Here is a 15,554-nt window from a genome sequence, read left to right as displayed (position 1 = left end):
CTAATGCTCGTATTCGGTCGAAATTTCGTCTTGTTTTTTATCGCTTTCAAAATCGTAGCGATAAATGGGCGAAATTTCGGCCCCAGGCAGAATCTCCACCGTTGGGTTGATAAGCCCCGTATGTAGGTCAAATACCCATCCGTGGAGTTGGGGATAGTTCCTTTGGTGCCAAGAGCGCTGCACAATGGTCGTTTTGGCTAAATTATTGACCTGCTCAATTACATTCAGTTCTACCAATCGGTCAAAACGTTTTTGTTCCTCTGCAATGCCATTGAGTTCGGTTTCGTGCTTTTCATACACATCTTTGATGTTGCGCAACCACTTGTTAATCAGTCCGTAATCTTTGTTGGTCATTGAAGCTTTTACCCCACCACAGCCGTAGTGGCCCACCACCAAAATATGTTTTACCTTGAGTACTTCGACGGCATACTGCAACACACTGAGCATGTTGATGTCGGTATGAAGGACCAAATTGGCCACGTTTCGGTGAACAAACAATTCGCCAGGGGCAGTACCTGTCACTTCGTTGGCGGGCACGCGGCTGTCGGCACAGCCAATCCACAAAAACTCAGGCTTTTGATCAGCGGCCAGCTCCTCAAAATAGTGTTCGTCGAGCATGAGTTTTTCAGCCGCCCACGCTTTATTTGCTAATAAGAGTTTTTTGTATGCTTGCATCGAGTTTTCGTTTTGTTATTTTCCGACGTGTAATTCCTTTAAAGTCCACCTGAATGCCGCGCAGTGGCGCATCTTTTTTGAATTCTTTGAGGGTAGTATAAATGTCATGGTCAATAAAATGTGCCCTTGCTCCGTCAATAAAGACCGTGTCTCCTGCTTGCAGTGCCGCCAATTCTTCTTTTAACCGGGCTTTATTGAGAAACGAAATGTCTTTTCTAAACCAAATCAGCACGGTTTCTTTGTCGCGGACCACACTCATGGCGGACTGATTGTTGGTATAGATTACATACGCGATTCCGACAATCCATCCTAAGGCTATTCCTACCAACAAATCGGTCAAAATAATCCCCAGTATAGTCACAATAAATGGGACAAATTGGTCTTGCCCTTCGAGGTACATTTTGCGAAAGATGTCAATTCTCGCCAGTTTATAACCGACCAATATGAGCAGTGCTGCCAGACTAGCCAAGGGAATATGGTTGAGGATTTCGGGAAAAATCACCATCGCTAACAGCAACAAAATACCCTGGATAAAGGCAGAAAGGCGCGTTTGGCTATCGCTATATACGTTCAATGAGGTACGAACTACAACCACTGTCATCGGTAGGCCGCCAAGCAATCCTGAAAGAAGATTGCCAATCCCTTGGGCTTTGAGCTCCTGATTGGGCGACGAAATCCGCCGTTGTTTGTCCAACTTGTCGGCGGCTTCTAGTCCAAACAATGACTCAACGCTCGCAATGATCGCCAAAGTAAAAGCGGTTAAATATACCGCAGGCTTGGTTAGTGCGTCGAGGGATGGAAAATGAAGGGCCGATTTGAAGTCGGACAAGGTATGAAAACTGGGCATTCGCACCATGTGGTCGTTAGATTCGCCTAGGTAAAAGGCGGGTGCCAACCATCTAAATGCTTGATTAATAACAACTCCCACCACAACCACGACCAAGGCCGTCGGAACGGTTTTGAAGAATTTGATACCTTGCTCGGCTTTTTTATCCCACCAAAGTATCAGAAGCAAACACACCGCGCTGATGATGCCTGCGCCCCAAGTTGGATGTAACACCGCTTGGACAATTTCACTAAAGGTGTTTCGCTGGTCGTTTTGGAAAAATTCAAATTCGCCTTCGTAGTCGGCGTCCCAGCCAAGGGCGTGGGGGATTTGCTTGAGAACGATGACAATGCCGATGGCAACGAGCATTCCGCTGATGACACTCGACGGCACAAAACCACTTAGACGCCCTGCCTTGAACCAGCCCAGCAACCATTGGAGGAGACCCGCCAAGACGACCGCCGTCAGAAAATGGGAGTAGTCACCTAACCCATGAATGGCATCAAACACAATGACAACCAACCCAGCGGCGGGGCCACTAATGGCGATTTCAGACCCTGAAAGCAAGGCTACCACCAACCCACCGATTACTCCCGAAACTAAGCCAGAAAAAAGCGGCGCTCCCGATGCCAAGGCAATGCCTAAACACAGTGGGAGCGCCACTAAAAATACCGAAAAACCTGCTGAAAAATCTTTGTTGAGGTACTTAAAGGTCATTACGGTTCGATTTTATGAGTTCTACAAAAATAGCGAAACGCTTTTACACCTTTCACCCAACGGGGGATTTTCACTAAGCCAAGGTCAAATCACGCAGGTTTGCTACCGTAAAATCGGGGTTTTGGGTATCACGGATGTACATCACATCGTCATAAAACTCTACTTCACCCGTTTCGATATTGTACATAGCACCTACCACGCCAATTTCTCCGTTTTCTACCATTTGTTCTAAAATGAAGCTTCGCTCAATGATATTTTTTACATTCCGCTTTACGTTGATTTGAGCTACGTTTTCGACAAATTCTTTATTCTTAGACGTGCGGTCTGATTTTGTCTCTTTTTCTTGGTAAACCGAGGGCTGAAGCTTTGCCAAAAGCTCCGTTAAGTTACCCATTTCTACGTGGTCGCAAGCTCCTTTGACGGCGCCGCATTTGGTATGTCCAAGTACAACAATGAGCTTGGAACCCGCAATTTTACAGGCAAACTCCATGCTTCCCAAAATGTCAGTATTGACGATGTTTCCTGCAATACGAATGGAGAAAATATCACCTAAACCTTGGTCAAAAATCAATTCGGATGACGTACGGCTATCAATACAGCTCAAAATGGTGGCAAATGGCCATTGTCCTTCGCGCGTATCGTTTACCTGTTCCAACAAATCACGTTGCACTTTCAGGTTTTTGATAAAGCGCAAATTTCCTTCTTGTAGTATTTCAAGCGCCTTTCTTGGCGTTAAGTTAGCTTGGGTTTCTTTTGTGTGTGCTTTCATTTGCTTGGGTTAAAATATTGGATTGAGATGATGCCTTAAACTAATGTCCTGCTACTCCTTGGAACTCAGGGATTCCTTTTAGTTCAAGCTGAATGCCCTTCAAAAGGGCGGTTTCTTTAAAATTGTGGATAATCTCAAGAACATCAATGTCGATAAAACGTGATTTGCTGCCGTCGATGACCACTTTGGCATCATTGGGCAATTTATCGAGGGTAAGTGTAATCGCTCCTTTGTTGATAAAAGTCACATCTTCTACCAACTGAATCGTAATCTGCCGTTTGTCGGGCGTTCCTGCTTCGTTGAAATGATACGCTTGTTTGTAGTTGTTGCGCAAAATAAAAAAGATAGAAACGGCCATCCCGATGCCGATACCTTTGAGCAAATCGGTCAATAAAATGGCAATAACTGTAATGACGAAAGGCAAAAATTGGCTCCAACCAAGCTTGTACATGGATTTAAATAACGAAATTTTGGCTAGTTTGTATCCTACGACCAACAACACCGCCGCCAAACACGCCAATGGGATTTTGTTTAACAAGCCCGCAAAAGCAACTACACTTATCAATAAAAACAGGCCATGTATGAAAGCCGAAAGTTTGGTTCTTCCACCCGCATTGACATTGGCGGAGCTTCGCACAATCACGGCCGTCAATGGCAATCCACCCAATAAACCTGCGACCACATTTCCTGCTCCTTGGGCAATAAGTTCTTGATTCGTAGGTGTATTACGCTTAAAAGGGTCGAGCTTGTCGGTGGCTTCGACACTTAGTAACGATTCCAAACTTGCCACTATCCCAATCGTGAAAGCGGTAATAATCACCTGTGGATTTGAAATGGCTTGAAAGTTGGGGAAGGTAAAATGCCCAATAAACGCTTCCACTGAACCCGATACAGGCAGGCTCACCAAGTGGTCGTTTTTTAGGGCGAGCAAGGGAGAAAATACCTCAAAATAGCTGTTGATAAGTACCCCCGCAATAACGGCCACAAGTGCCGCAGGGACTAACCGAAAAATAGCGTACTTTTTTAGAAAAGGCTTGTCCCAAAAAATGATAATCAGCAGCGATATGGTTGAGATAATCACTGCGCCTGGATGTAAAAAGTTAATGGCGTTTAGAAGCTCCGAGAATGTATTCTCACCATCGACTTGGACAAATGAGAAATCTCCTTCGCTGTCTTTGTCATACCCAAATGCGTGCGGAATTTGTTTGAAAACCAAAATCAAACCAATCGCTGCGAGCATTCCTTTAATGACACTCGATGGGAAATAATGGCCGATGATGCCCGCTTTCATTACCCCCAATACAATTTGAATTACTCCAGCAAGCACAACTGCTAGTAAGAAGGCTTCAAATGAGCCAATTTGCTGGATAGCGTTGAGGACGATAACGGTTAAACCCGCGGCTGGCCCGCTCACGCTTAGTGCCGAACCACTGAGCAGCGACACGACCAAGCCTCCTACAATCCCCGTAATAATTCCTGAAAAAAGTGGCGCTCCCGACGCAAGTGCAATCCCAAGGCACAGCGGTAATGCGACCAAAAATACCACCAAACCCGCAGGTAGGTCGTACTTTATATCTTTAAATAAACCCTTCATTTTCTTTTACTTACATTTAACCTGATTGACCCACAGCTCATGTAGTATTTTTTCTCGCCCCATGAGCGAAAGCAAGAAATAAAAAAATTAAACAGAAGGGAAAAACTCGGGAGGGGGGAGGCTAATGGCAGCTACGTGTTCGGAGAAATGAACCAAATATAAAAAACTGCTCGATGCTTTTGAAGGTAATGAAATGGAAAAGCCTACGACGGAAGGAGTCCAAAATTCGTCGTTCCATTCGGCATTTTCTTCAATATTTTCTTTGGCTGTTTCTTTACAGCCTTCTTCGTCAGATGATTCAGGGCAAGAGGTTTCTTGCTGTTCTTGTTGCTCAGTAAGGTTATTTTTTTTGGGAGAATTAACCAAAGGTTTGACCACTGCCATGAAACAAATCATGACACTAAAAAAGGCCAACACAAGGGTTCTATAGTAATTCACAGCGCCTTTGAATGGTTGAATACTCCCGAAATTTATACTAATTTAATTATAAATAAAATGATACTCACAAATTATGCTCTTCACAAAGCAGTATCTGATGGACGATTTAGCCGTTTTTTAATTCGTTCTCAATACTTGATTTGGCCAATTCAACAATCTCATCTATTGTTTTTCCTTTGGGTTCGATGGGCTCAAGCACCGTCCACGAGAGACTTTCAAAGCTACTAAGCGGAAAAATGCCTTTTGGGTTCAATTTTCCCGTATTTTTTATGGCGATGGGTACAACGAGTGCGTTGGGTGCTTTCTTTACCAGAATAGCTACGCCTCCTGTGGCAAAGGCTTTTAGCACGCCAGTTCTTGAGCGAGTACCCTCTGGAAAAATAGCCGCCGAAAATTTCGTTTCTTCAATCAACTTAGCCAATCGCGCTATTTCCATAATGGCTTGCTTCCCATCTTGGCGGTCGATGAGGGCTGCGCCGCTTTTCTGAAGGTTATACGAAATACTAGGGATGCCTTTTGCCAACTCCTTTTTTGACACAAACAGGGGGAAGTTCTGGCGTAAATACCAAATCATTCCGACGATGTCGAACATACTTTGGTGATTGGCAATAAAAATAACGGGGCGGTCGGTGGGTAACGTAGCTTTTGCCTTAAACCCCAAACGCGTTCCTAAAATATAAAGCCCATGCAACAAAAAACCATTCAGTACGTGTACCGATTTTTGATGAACACGTCGCCCAAACAAATGAAAACATACCATCTGAATGGGGTGGAAAATCACTAGAACTAACCCAAAGTACAACAGGTAAAGGCTACCTAAAACGTAATCGATTATTTTTTTCATGCCACGCTAACGGGGATTTTGAGCGCCAAAATTACGCAAACATTTGCCCGTTTTAGCAACCCAAGGCCAACATCTCACCAACTTTCCTAAAATTCTTGCTACCTTCGGGAAATTTTCTCAGACACTTATTTCATAATCTTAGTTTTATGCAACTTCCCTCCACTCGGATAGAGGTAATGAAGTTTATCGGTCAAAAGATTGATTCCATCTACGACGAATTTCTGAAGCCTGTCGAGACTTTGTGGCAGCCTGCGGATTTTTTGCCTGATTCGACCAAAGAGAGCTTTTTTACCGAAGTAAAGCTTCTTCAAGAGGCTGCTCGCGAATTATCGTACGATTATATTGCTGTATTGGTAGGTGATACCATCACCGAAGAGGCATTGCCCACGTATGAGTCGTGGTTGATGACCGTTGAAGGAATTAACCAGCAAGAGCCTGAACAAAGCTGGACAAAATGGGTACGGGCCTGGACCGCCGAAGAAAATCGCCACGGGGATCTTCTCAACAAATATTTGTACTTGTCGGGGCGTGTCAATATGCGCGCCATGGAAGTTTCTACGCAGTATTTGATTTCGGATGGCTTCGATATTGAAACAGGAACGGATCCTTACCGTAACTTCATTTATACTTCGTTTCAAGAACTAGCGACCAACATATCGCACCGACGCACGGCTACGTTGGCCAAACAATGCGGTAATCATTTGCTTTCTAAAATGTGTGGCGTAATTGCCGCCGACGAGATGCGCCATGCCAAGGCATACAAGTCGTTTGTAAACCGCATTTTTGAAGTCGATTCTTCAGAAATGATGTTGGCGTTTGAAGACATGATGCGCAAAAAAATTGTCATGCCTGCGCACTTCTTGCGTGAAACGGGGGTCAAACTTAGCGAGACATTTAGCCATTATTCGGATGCCGCCCAGCGGTTGGGTGTTTATACAACCCACGATTACATCGAAATTATGGAATCGCTTTTGGATGAATGGAAAATCGACAAAGTGCCTGATCTTAATGATGCTGGCGAACGCGCGCGCGACTACCTCATGGCACTTCCTGCGCGGCTTCGACGCGTGGCTGACCGCACAAAAGTACCTGAGTTAGCGTATAATTTTAGCTGGATTTCGGCCTAAACATGGTTAATTGTTAACTAACCGTTAGCTGTTAATTGTGCTAAATCTCAGTAACTTAGAGCTAACTACACGGTTAACAAATAACAGATAACAAATAACGGTGCGCAAGCACTCGTAAACCAATGAAAAAGGGAGGTAAAACCTCCCTTTTTCACTCTAAAATATACTAACTTAACTAAACTTATTGTTTATTAAACATTAAGCCATTTCTACAAGCGTTTTGCGCAAATGCTTGGGCAAACGACGCGCTGCCAATGGATGCTCCGATAAACTTTCGTGCAAATCCAATCCTTTGAGCGACAACACTCCTCCTGCGGCCTCAAACTCTCTTCTAAAATTATTCAGGTTGTCGGCTACTGTGTGGTCAACGTACGCTGCCTTTGAGAAGTCAATAATCAATGAACTTCCTTGCGGTACTTTCGCTAATTGTGCTTTGAGTTTGAGATAATTGGCAAACACCGCTGCATTTTTGACGCTAAGGTGATACACGCCTAACTCTTGCTCTGTTAATTCAAAACGAGACTTAATTATATCTTTAATCTGTACTCCAAAAGCCAACTGAATAATAAATTTGGTCAAAATACCCGCCGCAATACCCACTAACAAGTCGGTAGCGATGGTGGCGATAATGGTAATCAAGAAAATGGTTAATTGCTCTTTACCAATGTGATAGACGTGCGCAAACTCTTTGGGAGAAGCCAAACGGAAGCCTACAAAAATCAACATTGCGGCCAAAGAAGCAACGGGCACCATTTTGATTACGGGAACGAGCATTACTACAAACAACAACAAGAAAATGCCGTGGAAGAAGTTGGCCCAGCGACTTTTGGCGCCGTTGTTGATATTGGCCGAACTACGGGCTACTTCCGAAATCATAGGCAAACCACCCAAAAGACCTGATATTGTGTTACCGATACCTACCGCTGTAAGGTCTCTGCTTAAATCTGACTTCCGTTTTTCAGGGTCAATCAAATCAATGGCACGGCCCGTCAAAAGTGATTCTAATGAACCAATCAATACAAACATCAAAAGGTATTTCAAAAAGATAGGAAGTAGCTCGCTGTTGGTAAGTACCGAAAAGTCGGCGTTGAGGTTAATCGAGAAATCACCAGGGTTTACCAACGGTTTTAGGTTTTTGTAAGAAGGTTCTGTTAAGTGAAAATATTGACCTAACAATACCCCTACAATCAGTACTACCAATGCTGGTGGGACTTTTTTGAGAGCCTTGATTTGAAGATAAGGCCAACCAAACAAAATCAACAAGCTGATACCGCCAATGATGGCGATGTGGTATTCCATGTGCATGAGGCTATGAGGGACCATTTCGAGCAACTCAAGCGGCTCTTTACCTTTCATTTCTGAAGGGGCAATGCCTACGGCCAAGTGCAACTGCTTCGACATGATAATGATACCAATGGCGGCGAGCATTCCGTGGACGGCCGAAAGAGGGAAAAAATCGGCGAGCTTGGCTACTTTCAATAACCCCAACACGATTTGGATTAACCCTGCTACAACCACTACACCCAGTGCTAGTTTCCAGCCTACTTCGTTGTCTCCTTTTCCTAGTTCCTCAACCGCACCTGCAACAATGACAATCAGACCTGCGGCGGGGCCTTTGATGGTCAATTCTGAACCCGCAAAAAACGCCACCACAATCCCTCCAACAATGGCGGTCATTACGCCCATGATTGGTGGGAAATTACTGGCACCTGCGATACCCAAACACAATGGTAGGGCAATCAAAGACACCAAAAAACCTGACAATAAATCTTTTGCCCAATGCGCTTGAAGACTGTCAAAAATGTTATTCTTCGATTTCATAAGTCTTGTTTATTAACTTGAGAAATAATAGTGAAAAGGAGACGATTAACTGTTGGCAAAAGTCTTACAGTCGAATTAAAGGGGAGTTAAGGCGGTATTAAAAACGCGTTAAAACCGTTTTTTACGAAGAACGATAGGCTGTTTCGTGGTAATGTTTGGTGTGTGGGCCAAGGAAGACACGCCCGTAAATGCGTACAATCGCAATCCCCTCAAAGACGAAACCAATGGAACATAAAAACGCAAGCACAATCTGGTCTTCGTGGATGTGACTAAACACCAAGTCTTCGCCAATAAACGTGGGCGTAATAGGAAAACCCATGAGCCCCATCGCGGCCAGCAAAAACACCAAAGTCAGCTTGGGATGCTCATATACGTGCCCCGCAAATTGGTTTAAATCCACCTTGGGTTCGAGCAGCTTGAGCCGCCGCAAGCAAGCATAACCGACCGCGCCCGCAATCACGACACCACTGAGGTAGAAAAGTACTTCTTCAAGCGTAAAGTGCTCATTGAATGAAATCGCTAAGGCTACCCAAAAGTGGTTCATAATCAGTAACAACCAGCTCATTTGTGGGCTTTTGCGCTCCGAATAAGATTTTAATACCATCAACAACCCAATGGAGGCGAACAAAATCGGGAAGTATACGTGGCTTTGGGCCGAAAGTTTGTCTTGAAAATTATAGGCAATAAGTGCCAATAAAAAGGTAGGCACAAACAGCATAAGCAGACGATTGTGGGTCAAAAAGTCTAGTTTACGACCTACGCGGCGGAGTGGTTTCCACACAATGTGGTTCATAAACGAGTCGAGATTCCATTCTTTGAGGCTTAACAAATACACGGTATATTCCAACTTTTTAGGAAGAGAGTCTTCAAACGTATGTTGGCGTGGCACGTAATTGTAAAACTGTTCGCGAATCAAATAACTCACTACCGAAGGGGAGACCAACAGCTGATAGGTGCGTAAAAAGGCGTTTCCAGCAAAGTGAATGAGGGCAATTACTTCAAGCCCCGCCGCAATTTCAACGAAAATCAGTCCAATCTGGGCAATAGAGGCGTAAGCTATTTGGCTCTTGACCGACGACTGTACCCGAGCAATGGGCGTAGCAATGGCACTGGTGATGATTCCCAAAAGTGCAATCAAAATCCGAACGGAAGTTTGTTCTTCCCAAAAGGGGAAAGTGCGTAACAACAAAAATGCGCCAAAATGTACCGACAACGAACCGTAAAAAATAGCACTAGAGGGAGTGGGGCCTTCCATGGCACGGGGCAACCAAGCCGAAAAGGGCAATTGGGCTGATTTGGCCGCTGCTGCCAACAAGATCATCAACGAAATAAAAATGCCTACCCAACTGTGGTTTTGGAGGTGTTCGTGTACCAATTCGTGGTTGCTTAATTTGAGAAATGTAATGTTCTCGTGCCACAAATGGTGACTTGCCCACATCGCCAAAATAAGCCCTAAATCGCCAATACGATAGACAGAAAACACTTTAATGGCGTTTTTAACGGGCAGATAACGGTCGCGATAGAAGGCAATTAATAGAAAGGAAGAAATTCCTAAAATTTCCCAGCCGACAAACAGCGTCTCGAAGTTGCCCGAGAAAATGACGACGTTGTACCCTAAATAAAAAAAGAGGATGGTATTGAAAAAGCGTTTGTAACCTGCTTCGCGGTGGAGATACGCACGGCTATAAATGGTCACTAAAAATGATAAAAATGCACCTACCAACAGATAAACGGCGGTGATACCGTCAAAATAAAAGGTAATAAAAAACTCATAGCCTGGCGAACTAAAGAGCGAAAAGTCTTTGACTTCAATCGTTGGGGTGTGTTGAAAGAGCCAGTAGGCACAAAAAACAACGGCGGTTAGCAGCTGAAGCCCCACCGTGAAGATAGCCGAACGCGAAATGACGACTTCGTTTTTGGGAGGCAATAACAAACTAACTAGAAAGCCTAAAAGCGGAATTAGTATGAAAAAATGAAGGATGGATGTCATGAAAATAATGGTTTATCGACTACTGAAGAAGGTAAATGGGGAGGTTTTCCTCGTGGGCTTCGACCAAGGAGGGGACATTTTGTACCACTTCTATGGCTTGTTTGATAGGGTGATATTCGACAAATTCGCCGTTCTTGAAAAGATAGAAGGCTTGAGTTGTAGGTTCTACCACTATTAAATGAATCCACTGGTTCATGAACCATTCATAGGTAGCGGCCGATTTCTGGATAGAGCGCAGTACTACCGATGGAAAATGCTCCACAATCACCATGAGCCGAACTGGATCATGGACTTCAATCATTTGGCTCGGAAGTCCTGGGCGTAAGTCACCGTCGATACCGTTGGCCACCCCAAACAGCCCCATTACGTTGTGGGCAAGTTTGGTTCCTGCACCTAGTTTTTGGTTGTCAACCCGTGAAAAATAATATTCCAAATTGATACCTCCTGCTACGGGAGCCACCGCGTTGAGAATGGTCGTTAGGTAATTGCCTTCTGGGTCAACGCGGTAGTCGAACGAATTCATAAACGAACGACGGTCGAGAAACAAGTGCTTAGAAATATCACGACGCCCAACAATACAAAGGGCATTGGTGGCGTGGTTGAGCTCGGGACGTGGTTCAAATAAAGAAACCGAGCGACGGCGGATTTTTTCGTGTACTTTTTCAACGGGCAAGTGAGAATCAATCGACTCAAAACGACGCGAGCGTTCTTTGGCGTTGAAATCCAAGGCTTTGTTAAAATTCGCTTCGTTTTGTTGGTGCAAAGCTGCATTGGTTGCCGAAAGCGACGTGGTATCGTAAAAAGCAATTTCGTCGCGGGTGGTATCGTGCAATGCTCCTAAAAACTGAGTCGTTTCGGGAATATCAATGCCCCTTTCTCGCAGCAACAAACGCACTTTAGGGTGGTTGGCCATGTAGCTAATAACGCGTGCATTGACCGACCCTGGCCGTCCCGAACACGCGCCGCAGTCGTATCCTGCATAGTGCGTATTGTTGACGCTCGTGGAGCCGTGTCCTACGGCATACACCAGCGGGGCAAACTGCTCGACCAAGCCAATGCTACGCAGCAGGTTTTCGACCCGAGTGGCCATTTCCTCAATCGTAAACCCAATTTGCAACCCATTTTCTTTTTCGTCAGGGTTGGTGTTTTCAATGGTTAACTCCGAAAATTCGTCCATGTGCTTGAACGAAGAACTGGTGGCGGGGCTCAAAGAAGGTTTAAAAATCGTAAGCGCCAAACGTAGTGCCGACCAAAAACCCAACGTTTGTGAAATCAGCCAACCCCGCAAAAGCGTATGTGAATATTTGGTAAAATGGAGGTCACGTTCACGCTTTTCCTTTTCGTTGGTTAGCTCTTTTATCAAATAAGTGGGCGTAACTGGCGCGGGGCACTGTTTGGTAATCGAATTGGCGTGTTTGGGTTTGTAATAAAACTCAACGCCAAAAAAGCCAGGGGTGCCAAACGTCTGACAATGAGGGTCGTGTTGCTCTACATAACGGCGAATAGAGCACTCCCGGTCATCCATACAAAACATTGCCTGAAACGTCTTAGACGCAGGAACGTTGGTGGGCGAAGTGCCCTGCTTCATTCCTGCCAGCACTTGGTCGTAAAAACTCCACTCAAACGCCTCTTGCCAAATCTCAATCACTTCGTGAAATTCAGTGTAGGGTACTTTGGCAAAAATCGGGGTTGGGGGAGTTTCTAAGCGAGATGCTAAGGGTGCCCAGTTACCCTGATACTTGTCGTCGAGTGCGTCTATTTCTAGTAGTAACTCAAAGATAATCAATTCCCTAAGGCTGATTTTTTTGCGGTCAAGCAACAGTTGGGGCTGATCTTCCAAGACCGACACGATTCCCGACCATCCTTGGTGGGCAAACTGTAGGTCGTAGAGGTATTGTTTGTACAATGATTCATCACCGATAAGCAACTTCAACAAATCGCTGATTTGACAGTTTTCGTTGAAGAGCAATTTTTTCGCCCGTTCTGCTTTAAAAAAACTGGCGAACGTATTCCGTTCCATTTCGCGTATCGACGAAAGGAATCCTTTGTGTGCCACTGGAAACCCCCAAATCGAAATACCTTGGTCTAAATAACTACAAACCACCCGAAAGAAAAGCGGGTGTACCAGCAAGTCTAAGTCGATGCGGTACTGTTTTTTCCAGTTGTCGCGGAGAAGTCCAATTCTTCCCGAAATGGTGGGGTCGTAGTTGCCTGTGAGGGCTTTGCGTTTCCAAACACCTACTTCTTCTTTTCCTTTTCTTTCTGCAATAACCCGTTCAAGGACTTCCTCGCTAATGCGATTTTGCCTATACCGTTCACGGTATTCGTCCAGCGTCAGCGTTACTTTATATCCAAAAAATGCCGACGCATTTCTCAATGCTTGATAAAAATTCTGGTGCTGAAATGCGTGAAGTGTATTGTGGTGGATAAAATCTTTGAGCGGAGCTTGGGCTGGCAAAAAGTGTTTTAGTTCGTGAAGGACTTCATGCTCATCGAAGAGGGGATGATGCGTTTTGGCTTTCATACAAAGGAGGTAGCGTTTATGTCTCACAAAGCTCCCTTTCTTCGATTAAAAGCAGGTTAATTGCCTATTAAAACAAGATTAAAAAGGCAGTGTAACAATAAAATGCGTGCCGACACCCAGTTGCGAACGCACCCGAATATCGCCTTTGTGTAGTTTGATGATGCGCTCTGTTAAGGCAAGACCCACGCCGTGCCCTTTGATGGATTGGGTAGCTTCGGCGCGGTAAAAGGGCTCAAAAATATGGGGGAGGTCTTTTTCAGCTATTCCTACTCCGCGATCAACAAAGACAATCCGTATTGCTTTTTCTTGAATATAAAGCGTTACGTTTACCCGATTATCTTGGGAATATTTACAACCATTTCCCATCAAATTCATAAACGCAGTTTGCAGTAAAGACGCATCTCCTTCAATTTCTAAGGCTTCTTCTTCTTCGGGAAACTGGTCAAACTCAATGTGAACGTTGTAGTTGGGCATGTGGGTCAGTAATATTTCGCGCGCTTGCCAAAGGAGCTCATCCACCCGCAGGGGATGCACAAAAAACTGAGAAGAGTCGTCGTTGAGGCGGGCGAGTTCTAACAAACCGTTGACCAAATCCCGCATTTTTTTTACTTCTTCAATCGTTTCTTTGATGGTCTCGCGGTAGGCTTCTGCCGTTCGTTCCTGCATGAGCGACACGCCCAATTGTCCCATCATAATTGCCAAAGGGGTTCGTAATTCGTGGGAAGCGTGCGAGACAAAACTACGCTGGGAAGTGAAAGCAATTTCTAAGCGGCTTAGGAGTTCGTTGAAAGTAATGGCCAATTGTGCCAACTCATCTTTTTCTCGACCAATCGTAAGCCGCTCATGGATGTTACGGGCCGAGATATTTTTTACTTGTTCTATAATTTCGGAAACGGGCCGAAGGGCATCGCCTGCAAACAACCATCCAGAAAATAGTACCACAAACAAACTGATGGCCCAACCCGTTACGAGGATACTTCGGAGTCGTTCTAGTTTGCTAAATCCATATAAATCAACGGCATAGGCGATAACGACGAGTACCTCTTTGCGTCGGTCAATGTAGCGTATTCCAATGATTTCTTTTTCGCCCTCCTGCTCTCTAAACGACTTGCCATCTCGGATGCTTTGCAGTACTGCGGGGCTTACTGGAAAGGGCTCTTTGCCGCTGTCATAAATAATTTTATTCTGGACGTCGTAAATAGTCACCTCTTCTTTGTGCATGGCCGTAAGGTTATTACGGTCGATGGCATGGAGCAAAGGTTCAGTGATTCCACTGACATCTTCCAAGAGGCGAACTGTTGTTTTTGCTTTTTCTTGGAGTCGTTTGTTAAATTCTTGTTCTCGAAATTGGTCGTACAAATAATAGACCGACAACGAAAACACAAGCATAATGGAGGCTACCAATATGGCAAAAAGAAGGGTCAGCCTCAGACGGATGTTCATGATTCTTTTGGTTCTTTCATGATATAACCCATTCCTACCACGGTATGAATAAGTTTTGCAGGGAAATTTTTATCTACTTTTTTGCGGAGGAAATTCACATACACGTCTATTGTATTGGTGCCCGTATCGAAATGAATATCCCAAACTTTCTCCGCAATGTCCACTCGCGAAACCACCCTTCCTCGGTTACGCATCAAGTATTCCAACAGGCCAAATTCCTTGGCCGTCAATTCAATGCGGCTTCCAGCTCGGCGGGCTATTCGCTCATTGAGGTCTAATTCCAAATCAGCAATTCGCAGTACATTTTGCGTTTGCTTATGGTCGCTGGTACGTTTTTGAAGTGCCCTCAGCCGAACAATAAGTTCTTGAAATTCAAATGGTTTTACCAAATAATCATCAGCTCCTGAATCAAACCCACTTATTTTGTCTTTGAGCGTGCCAAGTGCCGTGAGCATCAAAATGGGGGTCGTTACGTTTTCTTTGCGCAACAAAGCAGCGAGCTCAAACCCGTTTATTTTGGGTAAGTTGACGTCGAGCACAATCACATCATAATGATTTGACAAGGCAAAACTGCTGCCTACTTGTCCATCATACGCTACTTCTACTTCCCAAGACTGTTCCTCAAGACCTTTCTTGATAAACCCTGCGAGCTTAGGCTCATCTTCAACGACTAAAACTTTCATAGACAATGTATTGCGTGGAATTACTCACTTGATTGATGCTCAATGTTAAAGATAAGTATTTTTTTATTGAAATATCCTCAATGATTTTAACTAGGATTTAATT

The 15,554-nt window shown here is 44.6% G+C and carries 12 protein-coding genes; 1 reads left to right on the top strand and 11 read right to left on the bottom strand.

All coding sequences use genetic code 11. From position 1 onward, the window contains the following. From FHS57_RS05580 to FHS57_RS05555, 6 genes are all read right to left on the bottom strand, one after another. Window positions 1-675, bottom strand: a complete 675-nt coding sequence (locus FHS57_RS05580; RefSeq protein WP_183971907.1) for a carbonic anhydrase — start codon at window positions 673-675, stop codon at window positions 1-3. After that, on the bottom strand, window positions 641-2,218 hold the full coding sequence (locus FHS57_RS05575; RefSeq protein WP_183971906.1) for a SulP family inorganic anion transporter: 1,578 nt from the start codon (window positions 2,216-2,218) through the stop codon (window positions 641-643). The genes FHS57_RS05580 and FHS57_RS05575 overlap by 35 nt, the downstream gene beginning before the upstream one ends. A gap of 73 nt (window positions 2,219-2,291) precedes the next feature. After that, a complete protein-coding gene (locus tag FHS57_RS05570; protein ID WP_183971905.1) occupies window positions 2,292-2,987 on the bottom strand; it encodes a carbonic anhydrase family protein in 696 nt (231 codons plus the stop codon). Window positions 2,988-3,027: 40 nt separating this feature from the next. Beyond that, a complete protein-coding gene (locus tag FHS57_RS05565; protein WP_183971904.1) occupies window positions 3,028-4,581 on the bottom strand; it encodes a SulP family inorganic anion transporter in 1,554 nt (517 codons plus the stop codon). Between the two features lie 87 nt (window positions 4,582-4,668). After that, window positions 4,669-5,019 carry a hypothetical protein gene (locus tag FHS57_RS05560; RefSeq protein ID WP_183971903.1) on the bottom strand — a complete coding sequence of 117 codons (351 nt, stop codon included), beginning with the start codon at window positions 5,017-5,019 and terminating at the stop codon, window positions 4,669-4,671. Between the two features lie 106 nt (window positions 5,020-5,125). After that, a complete protein-coding gene (locus tag FHS57_RS05555) occupies window positions 5,126-5,863 on the bottom strand; it encodes a lysophospholipid acyltransferase family protein (RefSeq protein WP_183971902.1) in 738 nt (245 codons plus the stop codon). Between the two features lie 146 nt (window positions 5,864-6,009). Here FHS57_RS05555 and FHS57_RS05550 point away from each other — a divergent pair, with 146 nt between their 5' ends. Further along, entirely contained in the window at window positions 6,010-6,990 is a 981-nt protein-coding gene (locus FHS57_RS05550) for an acyl-ACP desaturase (protein ID WP_183971901.1), read from the top strand. A 198-nt stretch (window positions 6,991-7,188) separates the two neighbouring features. Here the strand turns inward: FHS57_RS05550 and FHS57_RS05545 are convergent, their stop codons facing one another. From FHS57_RS05545 to FHS57_RS05525, 5 genes are all read right to left on the bottom strand, one after another. Continuing rightward, complete coding sequence (locus FHS57_RS05545) at window positions 7,189-8,811, bottom strand: SulP family inorganic anion transporter (RefSeq protein ID WP_183971900.1); 1,623 nt, start codon at window positions 8,809-8,811, stop codon at window positions 7,189-7,191. Window positions 8,812-8,932: 121 nt separating this feature from the next. Continuing rightward, window positions 8,933-10,801, bottom strand: coding sequence for a proton-conducting transporter transmembrane domain-containing protein (locus FHS57_RS05540; protein ID WP_183971899.1), 1,869 nt, complete (start codon window positions 10,799-10,801; stop codon window positions 8,933-8,935). A 19-nt stretch (window positions 10,802-10,820) separates the two neighbouring features. After that, window positions 10,821-13,325 carry a YbcC family protein gene (locus tag FHS57_RS05535; protein ID WP_183971898.1) on the bottom strand — a complete coding sequence of 835 codons (2,505 nt, stop codon included), beginning with the start codon at window positions 13,323-13,325 and terminating at the stop codon, window positions 10,821-10,823. Window positions 13,326-13,403: 78 nt separating this feature from the next. Continuing rightward, a complete protein-coding gene (locus tag FHS57_RS05530) occupies window positions 13,404-14,768 on the bottom strand; it encodes a sensor histidine kinase (protein WP_183971897.1) in 1,365 nt (454 codons plus the stop codon). After that, window positions 14,765-15,451 carry a response regulator gene (locus FHS57_RS05525; protein WP_183971896.1) on the bottom strand — a complete coding sequence of 229 codons (687 nt, stop codon included), beginning with the start codon at window positions 15,449-15,451 and terminating at the stop codon, window positions 14,765-14,767. The genes FHS57_RS05530 and FHS57_RS05525 overlap by 4 nt, the downstream gene beginning before the upstream one ends. Window positions 15,452-15,554 lie beyond the last annotated feature (103 nt).

This window comes from Runella defluvii (genome assembly GCF_014195535.1).
Lineage (GTDB): Bacteria > Bacteroidota > Bacteroidia > Cytophagales > Spirosomataceae > Runella > Runella defluvii.
This window is presented reverse-complemented; position numbering and strand designations above follow the sequence as displayed.

What these genes read in the sequence shown, in the direction of transcription:
- FHS57_RS05580 (WP_183971907.1), bottom strand. Translation starts at nt 675, where the DNA reads ATGCAAGCATACAAAAAACTCTTATTAGCAAATAAAGCGTGGGCGGCT.
- FHS57_RS05575 (WP_183971906.1), bottom strand. Translation starts at nt 2,218, where the DNA reads ATGACCTTTAAGTACCTCAACAAAGATTTTTCAGCAGGTTTTTCGGTA.
- FHS57_RS05570 (WP_183971905.1), bottom strand. Translation starts at nt 2,987, where the DNA reads ATGAAAGCACACACAAAAGAAACCCAAGCTAACTTAACGCCAAGAAAG.
- FHS57_RS05565 (WP_183971904.1), bottom strand. Translation starts at nt 4,581, where the DNA reads ATGAAGGGTTTATTTAAAGATATAAAGTACGACCTACCTGCGGGTTTG.
- FHS57_RS05555 (WP_183971902.1), bottom strand. Translation starts at nt 5,863, where the DNA reads ATGAAAAAAATAATCGATTACGTTTTAGGTAGCCTTTACCTGTTGTAC.
- FHS57_RS05550 (WP_183971901.1), top strand. Translation starts at nt 6,010, where the DNA reads ATGCAACTTCCCTCCACTCGGATAGAGGTAATGAAGTTTATCGGTCAA.
- FHS57_RS05545 (WP_183971900.1), bottom strand. Translation starts at nt 8,811, where the DNA reads ATGAAATCGAAGAATAACATTTTTGACAGTCTTCAAGCGCATTGGGCA.
- FHS57_RS05540 (WP_183971899.1), bottom strand. Translation starts at nt 10,801, where the DNA reads ATGACATCCATCCTTCATTTTTTCATACTAATTCCGCTTTTAGGCTTT.
- FHS57_RS05535 (WP_183971898.1), bottom strand. Translation starts at nt 13,325, where the DNA reads ATGAAAGCCAAAACGCATCATCCCCTCTTCGATGAGCATGAAGTCCTT.
- FHS57_RS05530 (WP_183971897.1), bottom strand. Translation starts at nt 14,768, where the DNA reads ATGAACATCCGTCTGAGGCTGACCCTTCTTTTTGCCATATTGGTAGCC.
- FHS57_RS05525 (WP_183971896.1), bottom strand. Translation starts at nt 15,451, where the DNA reads ATGAAAGTTTTAGTCGTTGAAGATGAGCCTAAGCTCGCAGGGTTTATC.